Genomic DNA, 23,049 nt, shown 5'->3' on the forward strand with positions numbered 1-23,049 from the left:
ATTTATGCCATCCCTGACGAGGAACGAAGAAGGACTTCACCCCTACTCACACGAATTACTCAGAGCATGTAGGGTAAAAAGAAAGCGGTATACCTTTGTTTGATGCACTGTACTGCCTATTCAATGGATCTATTTGATGCGTAATGGCTTGTCGCGGCTCCTTACGTGGCAATGAGCAGCTACGGATGGCTAGGTAGAGTGAGCACGAAATCCTGGATGCCATTTTCTGCAAAGCCTGTTGCCCGCGGCTGCCACCTGATTTCCTAGAGTACCGCACGGTCTCTAAGCAGGTCGAGGCCGAGCGCAAAGATGGCAACTGGGACCGGCTCCATGAGGGCCTCGTGCTAGGCTGTGCGCGAAGCCAGTGGCCGTACGGTCGACCCGACGGCCGGCGTCATTGATACGTAGTCCGGGCGGTAAAAGTGAGACTATTACGGCTACGATGCGAGCAAGCAAGTGCCCGACCATAAGCGTGGGGTGGTCTAGCTAAAACGGACAGTGAGAAATCTTACCTTCCGCTGCCCATGAATGAAAACCTGAAACAGGATGGGCTGCTCACCACCCGCAAGAAATACACGCCCGCCTTGAAGACCGAGAGCGTACGCCAAGTGGCCGTCGGGGCTCATCATTCACGCCGACCGCGGCAGTCAGTATACCTGTCAGGCCTGTCCTGTCGCGCCCACATGGCCGCCGGGGGCCTGCTCAGCTTCAGCCGACAGGGCAACCCTATGGTAATGCCCAGGCCGAAGCCGGCTGAAGCACCCTCAAAACCGAATTACTGCCCAGCGGCAGCCCCTTTGCCTCGCTGGAAGATGTCCGCTTGGAAATGGGCCACTACCTCGACACCTACTTCAACCTCGACCGCCGCCACTCCGCCCTCGGCTACCGCTCGCCCCACCAAGTTGAACACGAACTGAAACCCAACCTACCTTAGCTCACTCTCTGTTTTCACTGGACCACCCCAGGCTCACACCGGCCCAATTTTTCGCCCAAACCCCTACCTTCAACCCGCCACGAATTTGCTTAACAACAGCCTCCTAAACTGTCCCGTTTTTGGGGAGTAGTACAGTTTTCAATTCATGCTCAAAATAATGGGGCGGTTTGGTAGCCGAGGATGGAGTGGCGCCGGTCGAGGTTGAAGTAGGTGTCGAGGTAGTGGCCCATTTCCAAGCGGACATCTTCGAGAAAAGCGAAAGCTGTGCCATGCATGAGGCAGCAATTCGGTTTAAGGGTACTCCAGCCGGTTTGGGTCTTGTCAAAGGGATTACCCAGTCGACTGAAACTGGGCACGACTCCGGTTGGGTCGATTCAGGGACTCCGAAATTTTTCGCGGTCTCAGCAGCAATTAACTAGCTGCTTAATAAAGTGTTACTCCACTTTTTACAGAATTTGCTTCTTAAGCCCCAAACGAAAAAGGCTCCACTGACAAGTGGAGCCTTTTTCGTTTCATCAAAAACGATATTACTTAATCTTTTCAATAATGCCTTGAAAGGCAGTGGGATGATTTAAAGCTAGATCAGCTAATACTTTACGGTTCAAATCGATGCCTGCTTTCTTCAGGCCGCCCATGAACTGTGAATACGACAGGCCATGCTCACGAGCACCTGCATTGATACGCTGAATCCACAAGGCACGGAACTCACGCTTTTTGGTTTTGCGGTCGCGATAGGCATATAATAAACCTTTCTCAACAGCATTCTTTGCGACAGTCCATACATTCTTGCGACGGCCAAAATAGCCTTTCGCAAGCTTCATTACTTTTTTGCGACGGTGGCGTGAAGCCACATTATTCACACTTCTTGGCATAACCTACTTTTTTTGGCAACCGGTGACTTCTGTCTTGTAAAACCGGGTGCCTGGTGAAAATTAAATTACTAATTGACTGAAATGTTAAATGGCTGCTTGAAGTCTTAAAATCAACCGCTTAACGATCCATCATTTAGATATTAAGCATATCCTTTACCCGGTTCATATCGGCCGAGCTAACAAGCGTTATGTGCGTCAGATTACGCTTTTGCTTGGTAGTCTTTTTGGTGAGAATATGGCTTTTGAAGGCGTGCTTCCGCTTCACTTTGCCCGTTCCGGTGAGCGTAAAACGCTTCTTAGCACCGGATTTCGTCTTTACTTTTGGCATTGTTGTATAAAATTGAGAAAAAAGAAATGCTTGTTGAAAAACCTAGAACATCATTTGCTTAGGCAATTGGTGTTCTAGTTCTAAGCCTGCTCTTCTTTGGCTTTAACTTCTCTAGGTTCTTTTGGTGCGGCTTCCTTCCCTCCTTCTTTGGTGGTAGGCGCTTTAGGCTTAGCAACAACAGCGACCTTAGGGGCCAAATACAGGAACATACGTTTGCCCTCAAGCTTAGGCAACTGTTCTACTTTAGCTAAATCCTCGAGTGCCTGGGCAAACTTAAGTAACAAAATCTCACCGCGCTCCTTGAACACGATTGAGCGGCCTACAAAGTGTACGTAAGCTTTAATTTTGGCCCCCTCGCGCAGAAATTCTTGCGCGTGCTTCAGCTTGAAAGCAAAATCATGTTCGTCGGTATTTGGGCCGAAACGAATTTCCTTGAGTACCACTTTAGTGGCTTTGGCTTTCATTTCGCGGGTGCGCTTCTTCTGCTCATACTTAAACTTAGAGTAGTCGATAACGCGGCATACAGGCGGTACAGCCGTAGGCGAAATTTCTACCAAGTCCAAGTTTTGCTCCTGGGCTAAGCGACGGGCCTGCTCAATTGGGTAAACACCTTGCTCGATGTTTTCACCGACTAGGCGCACTTCGCGGGCCGTAATCTTCTGGTTGATTTTAAACGGCTCCTCCACCTGAGCACGGGGGATGTAGCGGCGATTTGGGGTTGCTATGAGTTGGTCCTCCTTCTGAAAGGTGAGCGAATAATCTTTAGGTACTATTTAACCCAACACAATGAGGCGTGATGAGTTTCAATCAGCGGGCAAATATCCGCTTATTTTTTGAATCTAAAAAAGCCACTATATAAAAACATGCTCATTACGGCAAATGTCGTAATGAGCATGTTTTTATGATAAGCTATTTATTGCCTTCTATTGTCTCAGCTACCTGGCTTTGAAAACTTCGGATAAACGCCTCAATAGGCATGCTTCCTAAGTCACCCTCTCCATGCTTGCGGAGCGAGATGATACCATTTTCCTGCTCCTTTTCCCCTACAATGAGCATATAGGGCACTTTGGCCATTTCGGCATCACGGATTTTACGCCCTATCTTCTCATCGCGACTATCCAGCGATCCGCGCAGCTCAGCCTGTACCAAGCGGTCATAGACCTGCTGTGCATAGTCTTGGTATTTCTCAGAGATAGGTAGTACGGCGAATTGTTCAGGCGAGAGCCACAACGGGAAATTACCGGCGCAATGCTCAATCAGCACTGCAACAAAGCGCTCCAACGACCCGAAGGGGGCTCGATGAATCATCACGGGGCGCTGACGCGAGTTGTCGGGGGCAACATATTCGAGCTCAAAGCGCTCAGGCAAATTATAATCAACCTGAATAGTACCTAGCTGCCATTTACGACCTAGAGCATCACGCACCATAAAGTCGAGCTTAGGACCATAGAAAGCAGCTTCGCCTAACTCCGTAACGGTAGTCAAGCCTTTTTCAGCGGCAGCCTCCTGAATAGCGCTTTCGGCCAAGGCCCAGTTTTCATCGGAGCCAATGTACTTCGCCTTGTTTTCGGGGTCTCGGAGGGAGATTTGAGCTGTATAATTCTCAAAGCCGAGAGCCCGGAACACATAGAGTACAAGATCAATAACCTTGATAAACTCTTCCTTTACCTGATCGGGCCGGCAGAAGATATGAGCATCATCCTGCGTAAACCCACGGACCCGAGTAAGACCGTGTAACTCACCGCTTTGCTCGTAGCGATATACCGTTCCAAACTCAGCAAGGCGCAATGGCAAGTCGCGGTACGAGCGAGGCTTGGTCTTGTAGATTTCGCAGTGATGCGGACAATTCATCGGCTTGAGGAAGAACTCCTCGCCGGGGTTAGGCGTCTTAATCGGCTGAAAAGAATCGGCGCCATACTTCTCATAGTGCCCCGACGTCACGTAAAGCTCTTTAGAGCCAATATGAGGGGTCACTACGGGTAGATAACCGGCCTTTACTTGGGCCTTACGCATGAACTGCTCCAACCGCTCCCGCAGAGCAGTGCCTTTAGGCAGCCAAAGGGGAAGCCCCGCTCCTACTTTCTCCGAAAAAGCAAATAACTCTAATTCCTTGCCCAGCTTTCGGTGGTCACGACGCTTGGCTTCTTCCAGTCGCTCTAAGTATTCGGTCAGCTCCTTTTGTTTGGGAAAGGTGATGCCGTAAACACGAGTGAGCTGCTTATTCTTCTCGTCGCCGCGCCAGAAGGCACCAGCTACATTCAGCAGCTTTACTGCCTTGATGGGGCTTGTGTCGGGGATGTGTGGGCCGCGACAGAGGTCAGTGAAATCGCCTTGAGAATAAAAGCTGATAGTACCATCCTCCAGACGCTCCAGCAAATCAAGTTTGTAAGGGTCCCCTTTTTCGGTGAAGTAGGCTATAGCCTCGGCCTTCGGCACTTCCCGACGCTCGTACCGGCTTTTTTTCTTGGCCAGTTCCAGCATTTTCTGCTCAATCTGCGGAAAGTCATTCGTAGATATGGAGCGGCCCTCGCTTAAGTCGATATCGTAATAGAAGCCATTTTCAATAGCCGGACCGATGCCCAGCTTTACCCCTGGGTATAGAGCCTCCAGGGCTTCAGCCATTAAGTGAGCCGACGAATGCCAGAAAGCATTCTTGCCCGCGTCGTCATTCCAGGTCAGAATCTCGATAGCAGAATTCTGAGTGATGGGGCGGTGTAGGTCGCGGACTTCGCCATTTACGCGCACGCCTAAAGCGTTGCGGGCCAGGCCTTCGCTGATACTAGCGGCTACGTCGTAGCCCGTCGCGCCATCTACAAACTGGCGCACGGAGCCATCGGGAAGAGTGATGTCAATCATTGGTTAGGAAAAAATGCTCTACAAACAGCGTTAGCCCGCAAGTTAGCGGGTTAGGACGAATGTGGGGGGCTTTTATTGTGGCGATTGCTTGGAGTACAGAGTATAGAAACCCGAAGAAGTCGCTGTTCTAGTTCTCTCCCGGTGAACATCGCTTTCCCGAAAAACAGCACAAAAAGCCCCCCGGCCGCGCCTAGCGCAATTTGGGCAGGGGCCGCTCAGGCAGGGGTTCAATTGCCTGCCGGACGGGACGACGAAGGGTATCTCCACGTAGCTGACGGGCGCGTTCTCCCGCTTTCCAGGCGCGGTAGGTCCAGTGTTTATTGCCTGGATTTTCGGCCACCAGGAGGCGATATTGGACAATGGCTTCAGTGGGACGTCCTAAAGCCTCGAAGCTTTCGGCAACCATCTGGCGGGCGGCGGGCAAACTAGATGCACGGCGTAGAGCGCGCTGTAGATGGGATAACGCGTCAGCGTACTTTCGCTGCTTAAAAGCCGCTAACCCCAAGCGATAATCGGCGCGGTATAGTGTCGTATCAAGTTGCACGGCGCGGGCATAAGCGCTGACGGCGCTATCAGGCCGATTTTGCAACTCGTGCTGCCGCCCGTAGTCATACCAGAGTGCACCATAGGAGGGAACCAAACGCAGTCCACGGGCAGCGTAGACGGCAGCGGCGGCCGGCCGGCGGTTGGCGTTTGACAAAAAAGCCAGCTGATGTAGTATCTCAGGCTGCCGGGGGTCACGGGATAAGCTGGCACGCAGGTAGTCCAATGCCTGCGCCGTATCAGCGAGAGCAGCGTGAGCTAGGCCTTTATAGAACAGGGCAGCAGCCAGCTCCGGTTCCTGTTGCAGGGCCCGGTCGAGGTGGTCGAGGGCGGCTTGGTAGTGGCGGGCGGCTAGATGCGTTTCCCCCACTAATAAATTAAGCTCTGGGGATGAGAAGCCCCGCTTAGAAGCTTCAGCGGCGGCAGCTAAAGTAGCATCGAGCCGATTCTGAGTGCGAAGGGCGCGGGCCTTAATAAAGTAGAACTCGCCGGGGGCATCATCGAGCCGAAGGGCCTGATTGATGTCAGTCAGCGCAGGGGCGATTTGACCGGCATCGAGGCGAAACATTGCGCGGCGGGCGTATAATGAAGCTTTTCGGGGCTGCCGGGCAATGGCACCTTCCAGGGTTTCTGCCTGTAGCTGGGGGCCGCTTTGCACGGTGGCCAGGTTTACCATCGTGGCCGGTGGGCCAGTAGGTGTCTGGTCGCAGGCAGAGGCAGCAGCGACGCACAAAAGCACAGGCAGAAAACGGCGCATAAAAGCCACGGAAGCGTACGAACCTGGTTGCAAAGTAGTGGAATGCCGTTACGGACTACACAAGGTTAAATTTTCTTGTTCAACCGAAGAAACGGCTCATCCGTCTACAAAGATAACCTCAAAGCCAATAGCGATAGTGTCATTATCAGAGCCTACAGGTGCCCCTCATCGCGGCCGCGCTTTTTCCGTGCTAATTGCTGCAATAAATTCCGACAGCGCCTGCTCACCTCCAATTCCTCACTCGTAACCGGCTCCAGCTTCTGCGACTCAACCAGCACCGTTATGGCTTCATCGAACTGGTGCTGATTCTGATACACCCTGGCCAGGTCGTAGCAGAACTGAATACGCTTGGGGTCCAGCTCGTGAGCGCGCTTAAGTGCATCAATCGCTTTGCGACTACTGGCTCCACCGGGCATGCCGCCCAGAATCAGCTCAGTATATATTCGTTCCAGCACATTATAATGATCCACGCGGTAGTGCCAGCGGCCCAGCAGCTGCCAGGTATCGGCCCAGTCGGGGCGGCGCGCCACGGCCCGGAACACGTAGGGCTGCATTTCCTTGTACATCAGCAAACGACCCCGGGCCCGCAGCAACGTAGCCTGGTTGACCAATGATAAGGCCACGGCGTAGTTGGCCTCTCCCCCATCGGATTTGGCTACAAAGGCCCGATACGCATATTGCCCGCCCGAAGTAAAATATGCTGAGCGGCGCGTCTCGTCGGTGTAGCGCGTGCCGATACGCACGCTGAGCACAGCGGCCTGCCACAGGGCTTCGTAGTTCTTGGCGTCCTCATCCAATACTTGCTCATATTTGGCCAGGGCTTCCGAATCAAGGTATTTGTACTGCAGAAGCCGCGCTTCGGCCAATAGCTTGCCTATATCTGGTGCGGAAATCGTGGCAGCCAAGCCTTCTCCCCTACTCAACATGAGCATTCCCAGCAATATGAAGAGCCTGAAAACACGGGGCAAAAACATAGGCTAGAAAATGGCTAGGCAGCGTTGCCAGCATTGAAGCTGTAGCAACAGGTAACAGAATCCAGCCTTAACAATGGTTAGCCAGATACAATGCGAACTGGCAATTCTCTGAATCGATTGGAGCCGGAAACTTAGTCATTCATTGCTACACCAAGAAAACCATTAAAGTAGCATGTGCTGTTCCCGAGGAGCTGGTTTTGTGCGTTTATTAGCAAAAAAGCCCCCCAGAGTCTTATTGGGGGGCTTTTTTAGTTTAAAACAACTTCAGCTGCGACTTAGGCCGACGCAGCACGGCCTGGGCCCGCTCCACGTCCTCGTCGGTCACTTCTACCGGTCCGGTCAGCTCAGGCAAAGGCGCAGCTGGCTCAGGTGCGGCGGGGCGCGGAATGGTGGCCGGCCCGCGCTTTTTGGCCGCCGCCCGGCGCTCCGGCTCTGGGCCTTCGTCGGTGAGCAGGGTCACCGCGTGGATTTTATAATAAGCCAGCTTGTTGCCGGCCGCTTTCCAGCCCTTCACGTCGATGAAGGTGTGCAGGGGCAGCTTTTCAGTTTCGCGGTCGGCTTTCTTGTCGCGCTGCATCTTCACTTCCGCCAGCGGCTCGGGGTTAGCCGTGACGGCCAGCAGCCTGGAGCTTTTGCTTTCTGAAATAAAGGAGAAACGCTTATCCAGCGTGCTGGTTTCAATTTTGAAGCGCTTCACGTAGTGTACTTTGGTTTCGCCCTCCACATATACGGCGCTGAGCACCGTATCAGGCTCCAGCTTGCGCAGCAGCACGATATTCGGCACCTCGAAGTGGTGCGCCGTGTCGGGGGACTTCAACTCGTAGCTGCCGTCTTTGTTCACTACCAGCACCGTGTTATCGGTGTCGAAGGTGCCCAGGTAGCGGCCGTGGCCCGCCGTGTTGAGGCGGCCCACCACGCTGTCGAAGAACATCTCGCGGCCGCCCAGCGTCGAGTCGCCGAGGGCTTCCTGCTTGATGCGCTTGATAGGCTGCTTGGTCACGATGTTGCCTTGGGAGCCTTTGCCTTTAATCGCCAGCTCGGCGAAGTCGAACTCAAACTGCTTTACCCGCGCCGGCGCTTTATCCGTCAGCTGTACGCTCACGATTTCCGACTCGGAGTTTGGGTTGGCGGTCAGGTAGAGCACCTTGGAATTTTTGCCCCCCTTCGTCAGATCGTAGGTTTTGTCGCGGGTAATGCCCGTCACCAGGAAACGCTTGGCGCAGGTCACGCCCGACGGGCCATCCTGGTACATCATGTTGTACACCAGGCGGTCGTCGTTTTTGTTATACACGCCGACGTGCAGCACGTCTTTACCCACGAAGGTCTTTTCCGCGATGCGCGTGACCATAAACGAGCCGTCGCGGCGGATGGCGATGATGTCATCCAGGTCGGAGCAGTCGCAGACGAATTCGTCCTTTTTCAGGCCGAAGCCCACGAAGCCGTCCTGGCGGTTCACGTAGAGCTTTTGGTTGGCTATGGCTACTTTTTGGGCCGTCACCACGTCGAAGGTGCGGAGCTGGGTTTTGCGCTCCCGGCCGGTGCCGTATTTTTTCAACAAGCCTTCAAAATAGCTGATGGCGTAGCGCGTGAGGTTGGCCAGATGATCGGCTACTTCGGCCAGCTCCGCTTCCAGCTTCTGGATGTACTCGTCGGCCTTGAAGCCGTCGAATCTGGAGATGCGCTTGATGCGGATTTCAGTCAGGCGCGTGAGGTCGTCCTTGGTGATGGCGCGGCGCAGCACGATGCGCGTGTCATTAGCCTTCAGCTTCTCCCCTTCCACCCTCACGAACTTTTTCAGGCCCGCGTCGATAGTTTCCAGAATCTCAGCCCAGGTTTCGCACTCCTCAATTTTGCGGTAGATGCGGTTCTCGATGAATATCTTCTCCAGAGAAGCCGAGTGCCACTTTTCGTGCAGCTCATCCTGGCGGATTTCCAGCTCCCGCTCCAGCAGCCGCACCGTTTTGCGGGTGCTCAACCGCAGCATGTCCTCCACGCCCACGAAGCGCGGCTTGTCCTCGATAATAACGCAGGTGTTGGGCGAAATCGAGATTTCGCAGTCGGTGAAAGCGTACAGCGCATCCATGGTAAGGTCGGGCGACACGCCGGTGGGCAGTTGCACCTGAATCTCGACCTCGGCGGCCGTGTTGTCCACTACCTTCTTGATCTTGATCTTATTCGCCTCCGACGCCTTCACGATGCTTTCCATCAGCGCCGTGGTGGTGGTGCCGTAGGGAATATCGCGAATGACCAACATGGTTTTGTCGGCCTTCTCGATGGTGGCGCGCAGGCGGATTTTTGCCCCCCGCTGCCCCGAGTTGTAGTTGGTAATGTCACAAAGCCCCCCCGTGGAGAAATCTGGAAACAGCTGAATGTCGCGGCCCCGCAGCACGTCGATGCTGGCCTTGCACAGCTCGCGGAAGTTGTGGGGCATAATCTTGGTACTCAGACCCACGGCAATGCCTTCCACGCCCTGGGCCAGCAGCAATGGAAACTTGACGGGCAGCGTGGTCGGCTCGCGCTTGCGGCCGTCGTAGCTCATCTGCCAGTCGGTGATGTCAGGGTTGAACACCACGTCGAGCGCAAACTTGGACAGGCGCGCCTCGATATACCGCGGCGCGGCTGCGCCGTCGCCGGTGCGGATATCGCCCCAGTTGCCCTGAGTTTCGATCAGCAGATCCTTCTGCCCCAGGTTCACCATGGCATCGCCGATGGAGGCGTCGCCGTGGGGGTGATACTGCATGGTTTGCCCAATGACGTTGGCCACTTTATTAAAGCGACCATCGTCCATCTCCTTCATGGCGTGCATAATGCGGCGCTGCACGGGCTTGAGGCCATCTTCAATGGCGGGCACGGCGCGCTCCAGAATCACGTAGGAGGCGTAGTCCAGAAACCAGTTCTGGTACATGCCAGCCACAGTGGCCACGTCGTGAATGGTTTCGCCGGGGGCAAATTTGGGCTCCTCTTCGGTTTCCTCCGTCACGGGCGTAGGCTCGGTGGTAGCCTGCACGTCGTCGCCCGACTCGGACAGCAGCAGCTCGCCGGCGGCGCTTACCACGAACTCCGGCGTTTCCTTTTCCGGTAAGGCATCAGCATCCTCGGGCGCGGCCGAGGCGGACCCAAACTCAAAGGAATCGCCGGCGCCAAATAGGTTCGGCTGTTCTTCTTGGTTCGGATCCTGGGGGTTCTTCTCTTCTGACACAGTGGGGTGTGGCGCTTGCCACGGTTAATGTTCTTGTACCTCTCTTTCAGCCGCAGGGCTAAAAGGCTTTTCACTAAACTAAAGACGCCTGTACAGAGACAGACTCATAGGCAAAGATCTATCAATCAACTCACAGAGTTTGGGTAAAAGCTACGAAGAAAATCAGCAGTGACCAGGCTGCTTGCGCAACTGCCTAGTGTATCAAAAGTACCGTTAGCTGCGCAGAACGCAATATTTGTAATGCGAAGCTGGCTCATAAAGTTCCCAATAATATTAGCCAAACACAAGAGTAAAGCCAATTTTTTAGCGTGGAAAATCGGTTTTAGTAGTTCATCGTGCCAAGTCTATACCCCTATCTCTACTAATCAAATTAGTTAAACATAGAACACAGCCGATAATTACTCTTCCCTGACCTGACAGTTTCTTCAAGTTACACCAGAACAAACCGTCCCTCGGGGGGCAAATTGTCGCCTGTGGCAGGCAACTCCCGGCAGTATGGGCGCATCTGGAGGCTAAAGCGCCGGGAAATGCGTCATTTGTACGTAAGTTTCTTTACGAGCAAAAAGCCTTACTAAGTTCGCCTGCCTCAGCCACCACACTCTCCCTACCTGTGCGTTCCCTTCACAAATTTCTGCCGGTCATTCTGACGCTGACCGTTATCAATTCTGCTGGTGCTCAGCAGCCCGACGCTACCACTTACCGCGCCACCGAGCGGCAGGTGAATGACCTGGTGCATACCAGGCTCGATCTACAATTTGATTATGCAAAGCGCTACGCCTACGGCAAGGAATGGCTAACGCTAAAGCCCCACGCCTACCCCACCGATTCCCTGCGCTTAGACGCCAAGGGTATGGATATCAAGATGGTGGCTTTGGTGAATGGCTCGTCATTGCAGCCGCTCAAGTACAGCTACGACCAGCAGCACCTACGCGTGAGTCTGGGCCAAAAAAAGGCCCCCGGCACGGATTACACCGTGTACATCGAGTACATGGCCAAGCCCGACGAGGCCAACGTGAAGGGTAGTGCCGCTATTTCAGAAGCGAAGGGCTTGTACTTCATTAACCCCGACAGCGCCGTGGCCGGCAAGCCCGTGCAGATCTGGACCCAGGGTGAGACGGAAGCTTCGTCGGTGTGGTTTCCTACCATCGACCGGCCCAACCAGAAAATGACCTCCGAAATCAGCCTGACCGTGCCCAGCAAGTACGTGACACTAAGCAACGGCGCGCTGACCAGCCAGCAGCCCGCCGGCCCCGGCCTGCGCCGCGACACCTGGAAGATGGAGCAGCCCCACGCGCCCTATTTATTTATGCTGGCCGTCGGCGACTTCCGCATTACGAAGGATACCTGGCGGGGCAAGGAAGTGAGCTACTATCTGGAGCCAAAATTTGCCCCCCAGGCCCGCGCTATATTTGGCAAGACGCCCAAAATGCTGGAGTTTTTCTCCCAAAAGCTCGGCGTAGACTACCCGTGGAATAAATATGCCCAGATAGTAGCCCGCGACTACGTGAGCGGGGCCATGGAAAATACTACGGCTTCGCTGTTCGGGGAGCAGGCCCAGGGCTCGGTGCGGGAGCTGCTGGACTGGGAATACGCCGGCGTAGAGCGCGAAATTGCCCACGAGTTGTTTCACCACTGGTTCGGCGACTACGTAACGGCCGAAAGCTGGAGCAACCTGACCATGAACGAGTCGTTTGCCAATTTCAGTGAGGTGCTGTGGGCCGAGCACGCTTACGGCCCCGATGCCGGCGCCGCCCAGGCTGACCGCAGCTTACGCAACTACCTGCGCACTCCTGCCAACTATGAGAAGCCTCTGGTGCGCTTCCAGTATGCCGATAAAGAAGACCTGTTCGATGGCGTTTCCTACCAGAAGGGCGGCAGCATTCTGAACATGCTGCGCGCCACGTTGGGAGAGGAAGTGTTCTTCCAAGGATTGAAGCGCTACCTCACGCAAAACGCCTTCGGCACGGGCGAGTCCCACCAGCTGCGGCTGGCGCTAGAAGAAGCATCGGGCCAGGATCTGAACTGGTTTTTTAATCAATGGTATTATCGGGTGGGCCACCCCATTGTGACCATTGACTACCAATGGGATGCGGCCCGCCAGCGCCAGGCCGTGGTAGTGCGCCAGACGCAGGCCGGGGGGCTTTTTGTGCTGCCGCTGCTCGTTGATGTGTATACCGGAGGCAAAGCTCAACGCTACTCCGCCACGCTGCGCAAGGCCGTAGACACGCTGTATTTCCCGGCCGCTACCAAACCGGAGCTGGTAGACGTGGATGCCGCTAAAGTCCTGGTCTGGCAGAAGCAGGACAATAAATCGTTGGCCGAATACGCCTACCAGTACCGCCACGCGCCCCACTACCTCGACCGGCGCGAAGCCCTGACCGCCGCTCAGGCCAAAGCTACCGACCCACTGGCCCGAAAAATCCTGCTGGCCGGCCTGACCGATAAATCATCGGCTCTGCGGCAGTTGGCTGTTGAGGTACTCGACCTCAAAAATGCCCCCCAGCGCAAGGCGACGGCCCCCGTACTAGCCAAACTAGCCGCCACCGATTCGTCGGTGCAGGTGCGGGCGGCGGCGCTTACGGCGCTGGGGACGCTTGAGGAAAAGCGCTACGCCAAGCTGTTTACCAAAGCTCTCGACAGCAAATCGTATCGGGTGCAGGGAGCGGCTTTACAGGCGTTGCTGCCGCTGCAACCGAAGCAGGCACTCGCCCGCGCTACCGCTTTCGAGGCCGATAACAAGGGCCCGTTGACGGTGGCGCTGGTGAGCGTGTATGGCCAGGCCGGCGGACCAGCCCAGTGGCCCCTGGTCTTAAGCAAGTACGATGCGGCCAGCCCGTCAGGTCGCTTCGATATGCTGCCTGGCATCGTTCCACTGCTCGGCCGCCTGGAAGACCCAACGGCGCTTACTGAAGGAATAACGCGCATGAAAGACCTAGCCGTGAAGTTTAAGGCCTTCGGCGTCGCCGAACCCATCATTGGCGGACTTCAGCAGATACAGCAGCAGCAGGCCGCCCGCCTGAGCGCGCCTCAGGCCAGGATGTTGGTCGAATCAGCCGTAAAAGAAATTCAGAACGCCAAGTAAGTGGCTGCGCGAAAACAATCCCGCAAAAAAAGGCGGTCATGCTGAGCTTGCCGAAGCATCTCTACCGCTTCATTACAATGCTATTGATTAATAACCAGTAGAGATGCTTCGGCAAGCTCAGCATGACCGCCTTTACTGGTGCATTTGCTTTTGCATTCCTGCGAGTATCAGGTAACGCCCTACGTCTTCCAATTCTCCTAAAAAGCCCCCCAGCATACTTTTTACTACCAAAAGAAAGCCCCGGCCGATTAGTATCGGCCGGGGCTTTTCATTAGGCAGAAAATATGGTTTGCTCTACGCAAACGCCATATCTTCCTCGGCTACTTCTTCTACCGGCAGCACGTCGGAGGTTATCAGGTCTTTCTCCTGCCGCAGGTTGTCGATGATAAACTCCTGGCGGGCGGGCGTATTCTTGCCCATGTAATAGGTCAGGACTTGCTGAATGGAGCGGTCGGATTGCAGAATGACGGGCTCCAGCTTGATGTTGTCGCCAATAAACTTACCGAACTCATCGGGGCTGATTTCGCCGAGACCTTTGAAGCGGGTTACTTCGGGGTTGCGGCCCAGCTGGCGCATGGCGGCCTGCTTTTCCTGCTCGTTGTAGCAGTAGATGGTCGTTTTCTTATTGCGGACGCGGAACAGGGGCGTTTCCAGAATGTAAACGTGGTTGTTGCGCACCAGATCGGGGAAAAACTGAAGGAAGAACGTGAGCAGCAGCAGGCGAATGTGCATGCCGTCCACGTCGGCGTCGGTGGCGATAACCACGCGGTTGTAACGCAGGTGTTCGATGCCTTCTTCAATGTTGAGCGCGTGCTGAAGCAGGTTCAGCTCCTCGTTCTCGTACACGATTTTCTTCTTCAGGCCGAAGCAGTTCAGGGGCTTGCCGCGCAAGCTGAATACGGCTTCGGTTTCCACGTTGCGGCTCTTGGTGATGGAGCCCGACGCGGAGTCGCCTTCAGTGATGAAGAGGGTGGTGAGGGCTTCGGCCTCCTGCTTGCCTTCGCCCAGGTGGAAGCGGCAGTCGCGGAGCTTGCGGTTGTGCAGGTTGGCTTTTTTGGCTCGCTGGTTGGCCAGCTTTTTCACGCCGGCCATGTCCTTACGCTCCCGCTCGCTCTGCTCGATGCGCTTTTTCAGGGCGTCGGCTACTGCCTGATTTTTGTGCAGGTAGTTATCGAGGTGCTCTTTTACGAAGTCCAGAATGAAGCCGCGCACTGTCGGGCCGTCCTCGCCCATATTGATGGAGCCGAGCTTGGTTTTGGTTTGGCTTTCAAACACCGGCTCCTGCACCCGCACCGAAATAGCCGCGATGATGGAGCCCCGAACGTCGGCCGCGTCGTACTCCTTTTTGTAGAACTCGCGCACGGTTTTGACCACTGCCTCGCGGAAAGCCGCCAGGTGCGTACCGCCCTGAGTGGTGTATTGCCCGTTCACGAAGGAATAATACTCCTCTCCGTAGTCGTTGCCGTGGGTCAGAGCCAGCTCAATATCAGGGGCCTTGAGGTGGATGATGGGGTAGCGCAGGCTTTCCGCGTCGGCTTTGCGCGAGAGCAGGTCGAGCAGACCGTTTTCGGAGTAATACTTCTGCCCGTTGAAGTTGATGGTAAGGCCCGCATTCAGGTACACGTAGTTCCAGATCTGATTTTCCAGATACTCCGGGATGAAGCGGTAGTTCTTGAACACCGTATCGTCGGGTTGAAACACCATCAGGGTGCCGTTTCGCTGCGAGGTTTTGGCGGGCTTGGGGTCCTGCACCAGCTTGCCCTGCGAGAACTCCGCCGACTTCATCAGGCCCTCGCGCACACTTTGCACCAGAAAGTAGCTGCTGAGCGCATTCACCGCCTTGGTACCCACGCCATTCAGGCCCACCGACTTCTGGAAAACCTTGGAGTCGTACTTGCCGCCGGTGTTGATTTTGCTCACCACGTCCACCACTTTGCCCAGCGGAATACCGCGGCCATAGTCGCGCACCTGCACGCGCTGATCGGATATTTTGATGTCGATGGTGCGGCCGTGGCCCATGACATGCTCGTCGATGGAGTTATCAATAACTTCCTTCACGAGCACGTAAATGCCGTCGTCGTAGGCCGAGCCGTCGCCGAGCTTACCGATGTACATACCGGGCCGCAAACGGATGTGCTCGCGCCAGTCCAGGGAGCGGATGCTGTCTTCGGTGTAGGCGTGTTGGGGGGCGATGGGGAGTTGTTCGTCAGCCATGTAAGCTAGGTAATCAAATTTGAGGTAAAATAACGCAGAAAATCGGCCTTTTCCCGTATGCTGTCCGTAGGAGTGCCCAACGCTGCTGCTGATCTAAGCGCGGCGCTTACTTTAGCCAGTTATTTTAGTAAATATTCTACCTAAAACTGGCAAAAACAAGACATGGTTCCTTTAAAAATCAACGAATAACACCTCTTTCAGTAGCTTTTCCCCTTCCCTGGTTTCCTAAATTTTTTAGCTAATGCTGCCTACCTCTAATCATTTCAACGGTCCTAAGCCCAACGCCCCGCCGGCCGAGCTGAAATTGCCCCCCGCCATCTACTACACCTTTATTCTGGTGGGCCTGACGCTGCTGGTGTTCGTGCTCTGGAAGCTCGACAGCATTCTGCTGCCGCTGTCTTTCGCCGCCCTGTTCGCGATTCTGCTGCTGCCCCTCTGCCGGCGCTTCGAGCGCTGGGGCTGGCCGCGGGTGCTGGCCATCATCGCCTGCCTGCTGCTCGTGATTATTGCCCTGGCGGCCATTGTCTTCGCCTTTGGCTCGCAGATGACGCAGTTCAAGGCCGAGCTGCCTCTGCTGCAAACCCGGCTGGTGCAGTACTTCGACCAGATTCAGCAGATGCTGAACGAACGCTTCGGCATTGAGCCCATCAGCAAGGACGAGTTTATTAATTCGTCCATTAAGAGCGCCAAAAAAGATGCCGGCGGCTACCTGGGCGCTACCCTGAACACGACCGCCGACGTGCTAAGCGTGGTGACGCTGGTGCCAATTTACATCTTCTGCTTTATGTACTACCGCGACCATATCCGGCAGTTCATGTTCCGTTTTGTGAGCCCGGAGCGGCGCACGGCCGTGCTGCATACCATGGATAGCATTCAGACCGTAGTGCAGGCCTATATCACGGGTTTGCTGACGGTTATCGTGATTGTGGCCGTGCTCAACGCCATTGGTCTCCTTGTTCTGGGCGTCAAATTCGCCATTTTCTTCGCCGTGTTTGCTTCCGTGCTTACCATCATCCCTTATATCGGTATTCTGATCGGCTCGGCCCTGCCGGCGCTCATTACGCTGGTCGAAACCGGCTCGCCAGCCAAGGCGCTCGGGGTGGTGGGCGTGTTCGTGTTCGTGCAGTTTCTGGAGGGCAACTTCATCACGCCCATGATTACCGGCTCCAAAGTGAGCATCAACCCGATGGCGGCCATCATTGCCCTGATTCTGGGGGGCGAATTGTGGGGCACGCCGGGTATCATTCTCAGCATTCCGTTGATAGCCGTGATTAAGGTGGTGCTGGACGCCTCCAAAGCCACAGAGCCCTTCGGTTTTCTGCTCGGCGACGTGGCCGACGGCGACGATATCGTGGACGCCAAAGCGGAGCCGGGATTTTTTGGGCGGCTCTGGCAGCGGATGCGGGGCGCTTCGTAACCTGGGGGGCAACTTGCTAGTATAACTCTACAGTTAGCTGCCTGACGCAGCTGACCATCTTTTCTGACCCACAACCACAAAACAAACTACTCATGGCTTCTATTAGCGATAACACTGCCCGCGCGTACAATGACCTCGTTGAAATCAACGAAACCGGTGCCAAGGGCTACCAGGAAGCCGCTGAAGGCATCAAAAACCCGCAACTCAAGTCGCAGCTGAGCCAGTTCAGCCAGCAGCGCGCCAAGTTCGCGTCGGAGCTAAAGCAGCAAGCCAGCCAGTTTGGCATTAATTCCGAAGATACTACTACGGTGCAAGGCTTGGCGACCGACGCCGCTGCCGCAGTACACCGTGGCTGGATCAACATCAAATCGGTCATCACGGGCCAGGACGACAACGCCATTCTGGGCGAGTGCGAAACCGGCGACAAAGTAGCCCTCGAAGCCTACGAGCAAGCGCTGAAAGCGGAAGGTCTGCCCGCTGAAGCCAAGTCGGTTATTCAGAAGCAGCACGGCGAAATTCTGGCGGCCAAAAACCAGATTACGTCGATGAAGCGCTAGTTAGCGTTTCTGTTTTCTTCAAAAAAGCCCCCCGGAGTCATCTGGGGGGCTTTTTTTGTCTAATACTTACAAAGCCTGTCATGCAGAGCATTCTGCGCATCAAGCAGCGACGAAGCATTTCGCGTGCTGATGCTGGAGTAGTGATCAGACGACTGCGAGCGAGATGCTTCGTCGCTGCTTGATGCGCAGAATGCTCTGCATGACGTTCTATTATTCAGGCCTTTCTACTATTTTTATTTGCAACCTTAGCAGGGCCTATCTTTGTTACCAATAGCATTAGCCAACTAAGAATTCAAATCCGCGCCGCCTTTGTACGCTATCATTGACCTTGAAACTACCGGCGGTCAGCCCACGCAGGACCGCATCACCGAGCTGGCCATTTTCATTCACGATGGCGACAAGGTGGTGGACCATTACGAAACACTGGTTAATCCGGGCCGGGCTATTCCCTTCTTTATCACCCAACTCACGGGCATAAACGACGACATGGTACGCGACGCGCCCCGCTTTCATGAGGTGGCGCGCAAGGTGGTCGAGATGACGGAAGGCTGCGTGTTCGTGGCCCACAACGTGCGCTTCGACTACTCTTTTCTGAAGAAGGAATTCGCGGATTTGGGCTACAATTATTCGCGCAAAACTCTGTGTACGGTGCGCCTGAGCCGTTCGCTCATTCCGGGCCAGCCGAGCTACAGCCTGGGCAAGCTCTGCCAGAACATCGGTATTCCGCTGGAAGGCCGGCACCGCGCCGCCGGCGACGCCGCCGCTACCGCTATTCTTTTTGATCGGCTGCTTAAAATATCCCAGCAGGATGAGGCGCTGGCTAACCCAGACCTTAGCCCCGCCGACACGCTGGCCACCGTGGATGCGCTGGCGCCCAGCGGCCGTACCCCCGCCACCAAAAAGCCCAGCGCCCGGCGCGTGACGGCCGTGCAGGAAGCCATCAAAACGGCGCTTTTGCCCCCCAACATCACCCCCGAAAAAGTAGCCGCGCTGCCCCAGGAAGCAGGCGTCTATTACTTCCACAACGAGCAGGGCGAGGTGATTTACGTGGGCAAAAGCATCAATATCTACAAGCGCATTCAGCAGCACTTTGCCGTCGATTACAAGTCGCGCAAGTCACTGGAGTTCAAGAACAGCATCTCCGATATCACCTGGGAGCTGACGGGCTCCGAGCTGGTGGCGTTGCTGTATGAGTCGGCGGAGATAAAGCGCATGAAGCCGTTTTACAACCGTGCCCAGCGCCGCTCGGTGTTTCCGGCCGGCATCTATCTGCGTCAGGACGAGCAGGGCTACAAGCATCTCTACTACGGCCGCGCCGACGCCGACAACCCCGCCACGCCCCTTATTGCGCTGGCTAACCAGTTCAAGGCCAAAGGCTTCCTGTATCACAAAGTCTCGAAGTACAACCTCTGCCAGAAGCTCTGCGACCTGTACAAAACCCAGGGCTCCTGCTTCGACTACCAGGTGCATCGCTGCAAAGGTGCCTGCGTGGGCTTGGAGCCCGCCGCCGAGTATAACCTGCGCGTGGATGAGGCCATCGAGAGCTTCACCTTTGAGCACGGCTCCTTCGTGGTTATCGGCCAGGGCCGCCGCGAAGATGAGAAGTCGATTGTGGTGGTTGAAAATGGCCGCTACCTGGGTTTCGGCTACGTCGATGGCGAGTTTTCGGCGCGCCGGTTGGCTGACTTCCGGGAGGTGATTACGGCCTATGGCGATAATAAGGACGTGCAGCAGATTATCCGGCAGTATTTAAGGACCAAGCACAAGGATAAGGTGAAGGTGTTTAAGTAAGTTGAATACACCTGTCGTTCTGGCGTTTGCCTCACCCCCCGGCCCCCTCTCCCAAAAAGAGGGGGAGCCAGCCGACTTGTTCTGCGAAGCCTTAGCTTAGGCGAAGACTGCTACCTTTCTTACAAAATAGATACTTACAACAGAACAGATAGCGGTTGCGGAGGCGAAAGCCGACGCAGCCGCGCAGGCCGAGCGTCTGGCTCCCCCCTCTCCCCTAGGAGAGGGGGCCGGGGGGGTGAGGCAAACGCAAAGAACATATGCCCCTCTCCCTTTCCGAGCTAAAAGACCGCGCCATCCGCTTTGCCCAGGAGTGGGCCGGCGAAACCGACGAGCGCGCTTCCGCCCAATCCTTCTGGATTGATTTCTTCCACGTCTTCGACGTGAAGCGGCGGCGCGTGGCCTCCTTTTAGGTGCCCATCAAGAAGCTGGGGGGCAAACAGGGCTTCGCCGACCTGCTCTGGAAAGGCACTTTGCTGGTGGAGCATAAGAGCCTGGGCCGCGACCTCGACAAGGCTTTTGCCCAGGCCAAAGACTACTTCCCCGGCCTCCAGGACTACGAGCTGCCCAAGTACATCCTCGTCTCCGACTTCGCCCGCTTCCGCCTGCATGATCTGGAAGAAGGCACTCAGCACGAGTTTGCCCTGCACGAGCTGCACCAGCACCTGCACCTGTTCTCCTTTATTACCGGCTACCAGAAGCGCCAGTACGCCGCCGAAGACCCCGCCAACATCGAGGCGGCCGAGCTGATGGGCAGGCTCCACGACCAGCTGCTGGCCAACGGTTATGCGGGTCACAAGCTGGAAGTACTGCTCGTACGCATCCTGTTCTGCCTGTTTGCCGAAGACACCGCCATCTTCGAGAAAGACGCCTTCCGGGTTTTTCTGGAAGAGCACACCCGTCCCGACGGCTCCGACGTGGGCGGGCAGCTCGCCCAGTGGTTTTCCGTGCTCGATCAGGCCGAAGGCCAGCGCCAGCGCACCCTGCCCGACTACCTGCGGGCCCTGCCCTACGTGAACGGCTCCCTGTTCACCGAGTTCTTTGCCTTTCCCGCCTTCGACGACGCTCTGCGCCAGCAGCTTATTCGCTGCACCTACTTCGACTGGTCGCGCATTTCGCCGGCTATTTTCGGGTCGTTGTTTCAGTCCGTGACCGATCCGGTGAAGCGGCGCAACCTGGGCGCGCACTACACCTCCGAGGCCAATATTCTGAAGGTGATTCAGGGCCTGTTTCTGGATGAGCTGCGCCAGGAGCTGGACGCGGCCGGCCTCAACCGGCCCCGGCTTGATGCCCTGCACCGCCGCCTGGAGCGCATCTGCTTCCTTGACCCCAGCTGCGGCTGCGGCAACTTCCTGGTGGTCACCTACCGCGAGCTACGCCTGCTGGAGCTGGAAATTCTCAAGCGCCAGTACCGCCGCGAAAATGCCCCCCAGACCGTCAATCTCAACCTGTTTGCCCGCGTGCAGGTGGATCAGGCCTACGGCATTGAGGTGGAAGAATTCCCGGCTCGCATCGCGGAGGTAGCCATGTGGCTCATGGATCATCAGCTCAACCTGCGCCTCTCCGAAACTTTCGGCGAGCTGTACGTGCGCCTGCCCCTCACCCGCACGGCCCGCATCATACACGGCAACGCCCTGACCACCGACTGGAAAACCGTCGCCCCCAAAGACCAACTCACTTATATTCTGGGCAATCCGCCGTTCATTGGACAGCATTTTCAGACTGACGAACAGAAGGCCGAGATGGCAAGGATTTTCAGCGGGGTAGGCTCCGCTGGACAGTTAGACTATGTAGCTGCCTGGTATCTTAAAGCTGCTCGATACATTCAAGGAACCGATGTAAAGGTGGCGTTTGTCAGCACTAACTCGATTACACAAGGTGAGCAGGTAGGAATCTTATGGGGAGAGATGCTTAGGCGGTATCACATAAAAATTCATTTCGCTCATCGCACCTTTAGATGGTCAAATGAGGCGAGAGGAAATGCGGCTGTGTATTGCGTGATAGTAGGCTTTGGGGTGAATTCACCTAAGCAAGCTGTTCTATATGAATATCAAACAGTGAAATCTACACCGTTAGCGCGAGTAGTACCGCGAATCAATCCCTATTTGGTGGACACTGATGACACTCTCGTCTTAAATAGAGCGAAACCCCTTTGTCCGGTGCCACCGATTTTGTGGGGAAGCAAACCGACTGACGGTGGCAATCTAATTATGTCGGATGATGAAAAGAACGAGCTTCTAAAAAAGGAACCAGCGTCAGCAAAATTCATCAGGCCCTTAACAGGCGCTCGTGAGTTTCTCTATAATGAGCCAAGATGGTGTTTATGGCTTGTCAACGCTTCTCCGTCTGAGCTAAAAGCATTGCCAGAAGTTATGAAGCGTGTCGAAGCTGTCAAAGAATTCAGGGCGGCGAGTAAAGCAGCTAGTACACGCGACTACGCCAAGTTCGCGACGCTGTTTCGCCAACGAGCGCAGCCGGATACTGACTATCTGATTATTCCCGGCGTTTCCTCCGAGAACCGCAAATACATTCCTATTGGGTTTATGTCATCGGAAGTAATCGCAACGGACCTGTGTCGCATTATTCCGGATGCAACACCTTATCTGTTTGGCATTCTGACTTCGCAAATGCACATGGCCTGGATGCGGCAGGTTTGTGGCCGTCTCAAAAGCGACTTCCGTTACTCCGGCACTCTCGTCTACAACAACTTCCCTTTCCCCCCAACTCCCAGCCCCAAGCAAACCACCGCCGTAGAAGCGGCGGCCCAGCAGGTGCTGGCGGCGCGGGCGCAGTTCCCGCAGGAGAGCCTGGCCGCGCTCTACGACTCTCTCTCTATGCCCCCGGCCCTAGTGAAAGCCCACCAGCAGCTCGATAAAGCCGTGGACCTGTGCTACCGCCTGGCCGCTTTCCCCACCGAGCTAAGCCGCCTGGAGTTTTTGTTTGAGCAGTATCGGCAGCTGCAAGCGCCTCTGCTGCCGCCCGCGACCAAAAAGCCCCCCGCAAGGCCAAACCCACTGTTTAGCTTGCCTCTTCGTATAGGGTGGAAACACCCCTTGCGCCCTACTGCCTATATGCCCGATTTTTCCTCTATCCTACTTAGCTACCGCCCCGACTTAGACGTGCTCACGGGGCGCTGGTCCGCCGACTCGCCCCTGGCCGGCATCCGGGCCGACTACGAGGCGGTGCTGGTCGCCGGCCGAACCCACCATACCGCCCGCTGGCTGCTCGACGTGCGCCGCCGCGTCCAGCTCAGCGTCGACGTTTTGGGGTGGGTCACGCACGACTGGCTGCCCCGCACCATCGTTGCCCTGGCTCCTGCCCGCCCGCGCATGGCCTACCTCATCACGCCCGCCCGCGAACAGGCGTTTTTGAGCAATGCCGTTACGCAGCCGGATATGCAGCACATCCTGGACCCCGCCCGCCCCTACGACCTGCGCCTGTTCAATGACGAGGGCGAGGCCATGCGCTGGCTCACCAGTTAGAGCAGTTGCCGAAACAGCGCACAGGCAGTAGCGCGGAAATACGGGC

Annotated in this window: 14 protein-coding genes and 2 pseudogenes; 7 read left to right on the forward strand and 9 right to left on the reverse strand. The window is 55.8% G+C overall.

Annotation, left to right across the window (positions count from 1 at the left end; all coding sequences use genetic code 11):
• The first annotated feature begins 820 nt into the window (after positions 1–820).
• The gene (locus B9A24_RS23295; protein ID WP_394334647.1) at positions 821–934 is read left to right on the forward strand and encodes a hypothetical protein; all 114 of its coding nucleotides are present in this window, start codon (positions 821–823) and stop codon (positions 932–934) included.
• Between the two features lie 149 nt (positions 935–1,083).
• Here B9A24_RS23295 and B9A24_RS23015 read toward each other — a convergent pair whose 3' ends face one another.
• The 8 genes and pseudogenes from B9A24_RS23015 to B9A24_RS18335 form a co-directional block, all read right to left on the reverse strand.
• Positions 1,084–1,209, reverse strand: a complete 126-nt coding sequence (locus B9A24_RS23015; protein ID WP_262490613.1) for a hypothetical protein — start codon at positions 1,207–1,209, stop codon at positions 1,084–1,086.
• 252 nt (positions 1,210–1,461) lie between these two features.
• Complete coding sequence (rplT, locus tag B9A24_RS18305; RefSeq protein WP_084447465.1) at positions 1,462–1,806, reverse strand: 50S ribosomal protein L20; 345 nt, start codon at positions 1,804–1,806, stop codon at positions 1,462–1,464.
• A 133-nt stretch (positions 1,807–1,939) separates the two neighbouring features.
• The gene (gene rpmI, locus B9A24_RS18310) at positions 1,940–2,134 is read right to left on the reverse strand and encodes a 50S ribosomal protein L35 (protein ID WP_084447466.1); all 195 of its coding nucleotides are present in this window, start codon (positions 2,132–2,134) and stop codon (positions 1,940–1,942) included.
• A 167-nt stretch (positions 2,135–2,301) separates the two neighbouring features.
• Positions 2,302–2,859, reverse strand: a pseudogene (infC, locus tag B9A24_RS18315) (translation initiation factor IF-3); the annotation flags it as partial.
• Between the two features lie 184 nt (positions 2,860–3,043).
• Positions 3,044–4,990 (reverse strand): threonine--tRNA ligase, encoded by a 1,947-nt coding sequence (thrS, locus tag B9A24_RS18320; protein WP_084447468.1) that lies wholly within the window; start codon positions 4,988–4,990, stop codon positions 3,044–3,046.
• Between the two features lie 190 nt (positions 4,991–5,180).
• Entirely contained in the window at positions 5,181–6,290 is a 1,110-nt protein-coding gene (locus tag B9A24_RS18325; RefSeq protein WP_084447469.1) for a tetratricopeptide repeat protein, read from the reverse strand.
• A gap of 152 nt (positions 6,291–6,442) precedes the next feature.
• Positions 6,443–7,216 (reverse strand): tetratricopeptide repeat protein, encoded by a 774-nt coding sequence (locus B9A24_RS18330; RefSeq protein WP_159452102.1) that lies wholly within the window; start codon positions 7,214–7,216, stop codon positions 6,443–6,445.
• A gap of 301 nt (positions 7,217–7,517) precedes the next feature.
• Positions 7,518–10,244 (reverse strand): DNA gyrase/topoisomerase IV subunit A, encoded by a 2,727-nt coding sequence (locus B9A24_RS18335; RefSeq protein WP_234997518.1) that lies wholly within the window; start codon positions 10,242–10,244, stop codon positions 7,518–7,520.
• 829 nt (positions 10,245–11,073) lie between these two features.
• Here B9A24_RS18335 and B9A24_RS18340 point away from each other — a divergent pair.
• Positions 11,074–13,545, forward strand: a complete 2,472-nt coding sequence (locus tag B9A24_RS18340) for a M1 family aminopeptidase (protein ID WP_143435041.1) — start codon at positions 11,074–11,076, stop codon at positions 13,543–13,545.
• A 294-nt stretch (positions 13,546–13,839) separates the two neighbouring features.
• Here B9A24_RS18340 and B9A24_RS18345 read toward each other — a convergent pair whose 3' ends face one another.
• On the reverse strand, positions 13,840–15,759 hold the full coding sequence (locus tag B9A24_RS18345; RefSeq protein WP_084447471.1) for a DNA topoisomerase IV subunit B: 1,920 nt from the start codon (positions 15,757–15,759) through the stop codon (positions 13,840–13,842).
• 241 nt (positions 15,760–16,000) lie between these two features.
• On the opposite strand from B9A24_RS18345, the gene B9A24_RS18350 reads away from it, so the two are divergent.
• The 5 genes and pseudogenes from B9A24_RS18350 to B9A24_RS18365 all read left to right on the forward strand — a co-directional run bounded on the left by B9A24_RS18350 (position 16,001) and on the right by B9A24_RS18365 (position 23,003).
• On the forward strand, positions 16,001–17,176 hold the full coding sequence (locus tag B9A24_RS18350; RefSeq protein ID WP_084447472.1) for an AI-2E family transporter: 1,176 nt from the start codon (positions 16,001–16,003) through the stop codon (positions 17,174–17,176).
• A 92-nt stretch (positions 17,177–17,268) separates the two neighbouring features.
• The gene (locus B9A24_RS18355; protein ID WP_084447473.1) at positions 17,269–17,733 is read left to right on the forward strand and encodes a ferritin-like domain-containing protein; all 465 of its coding nucleotides are present in this window, start codon (positions 17,269–17,271) and stop codon (positions 17,731–17,733) included.
• A gap of 309 nt (positions 17,734–18,042) precedes the next feature.
• Entirely contained in the window at positions 18,043–19,524 is a 1,482-nt protein-coding gene (locus B9A24_RS18360) for an exonuclease domain-containing protein (RefSeq protein ID WP_084447474.1), read from the forward strand.
• Positions 19,525–19,781: 257 nt separating this feature from the next.
• Positions 19,782–20,288 (forward strand): annotated as a pseudogene (locus tag B9A24_RS23115) (type IIL restriction-modification enzyme MmeI); the annotation flags it as partial.
• Positions 20,271–23,003: a class I SAM-dependent DNA methyltransferase gene (locus tag B9A24_RS18365; protein WP_317044262.1), complete on the forward strand. Its 2,733-nt coding sequence runs from the start codon at positions 20,271–20,273 to the stop codon at positions 23,001–23,003. The pseudogene B9A24_RS23115 and the gene B9A24_RS18365, both read left to right, overlap by 18 nt.
• Positions 23,004–23,049 lie beyond the last annotated feature (46 nt).

This window comes from Hymenobacter roseosalivarius DSM 11622, assembly GCF_900176135.1.
GTDB classification, from domain to species: Bacteria; Bacteroidota; Bacteroidia; order Cytophagales; family Hymenobacteraceae; genus Hymenobacter; species Hymenobacter roseosalivarius.

Coding starts and splice junctions, on each gene's coding strand:
- rpmI (WP_084447466.1), bottom strand. CDS start 2,134: ATGCCAAAAGTAAAGACGAAATCCGGTGCTAAGAAGCGTTTTACGCTC.
- B9A24_RS18330 (WP_159452102.1), bottom strand. CDS start 7,216: ATGTTGAGTAGGGGAGAAGGCTTGGCTGCCACGATTTCCGCACCAGAT.
- B9A24_RS18365 (WP_317044262.1), top strand. CDS start 20,271: ATGGGCAGGCTCCACGACCAGCTGCTGGCCAACGGTTATGCGGGTCAC.
- B9A24_RS18355 (WP_084447473.1), top strand. CDS start 17,269: ATGGCTTCTATTAGCGATAACACTGCCCGCGCGTACAATGACCTCGTT.
- B9A24_RS18350 (WP_084447472.1), top strand. CDS start 16,001: ATGCTGCCTACCTCTAATCATTTCAACGGTCCTAAGCCCAACGCCCCG.
- B9A24_RS18325 (WP_084447469.1), bottom strand. CDS start 6,290: ATGCGCCGTTTTCTGCCTGTGCTTTTGTGCGTCGCTGCTGCCTCTGCC.
- thrS (WP_084447468.1), bottom strand. CDS start 4,990: ATGATTGACATCACTCTTCCCGATGGCTCCGTGCGCCAGTTTGTAGAT.
- B9A24_RS18345 (WP_084447471.1), bottom strand. CDS start 15,759: ATGGCTGACGAACAACTCCCCATCGCCCCCCAACACGCCTACACCGAA.
- B9A24_RS23015 (WP_262490613.1), bottom strand. CDS start 1,209: ATGCATGGCACAGCTTTCGCTTTTCTCGAAGATGTCCGCTTGGAAATG.
- rplT (WP_084447465.1), bottom strand. CDS start 1,806: ATGCCAAGAAGTGTGAATAATGTGGCTTCACGCCACCGTCGCAAAAAA.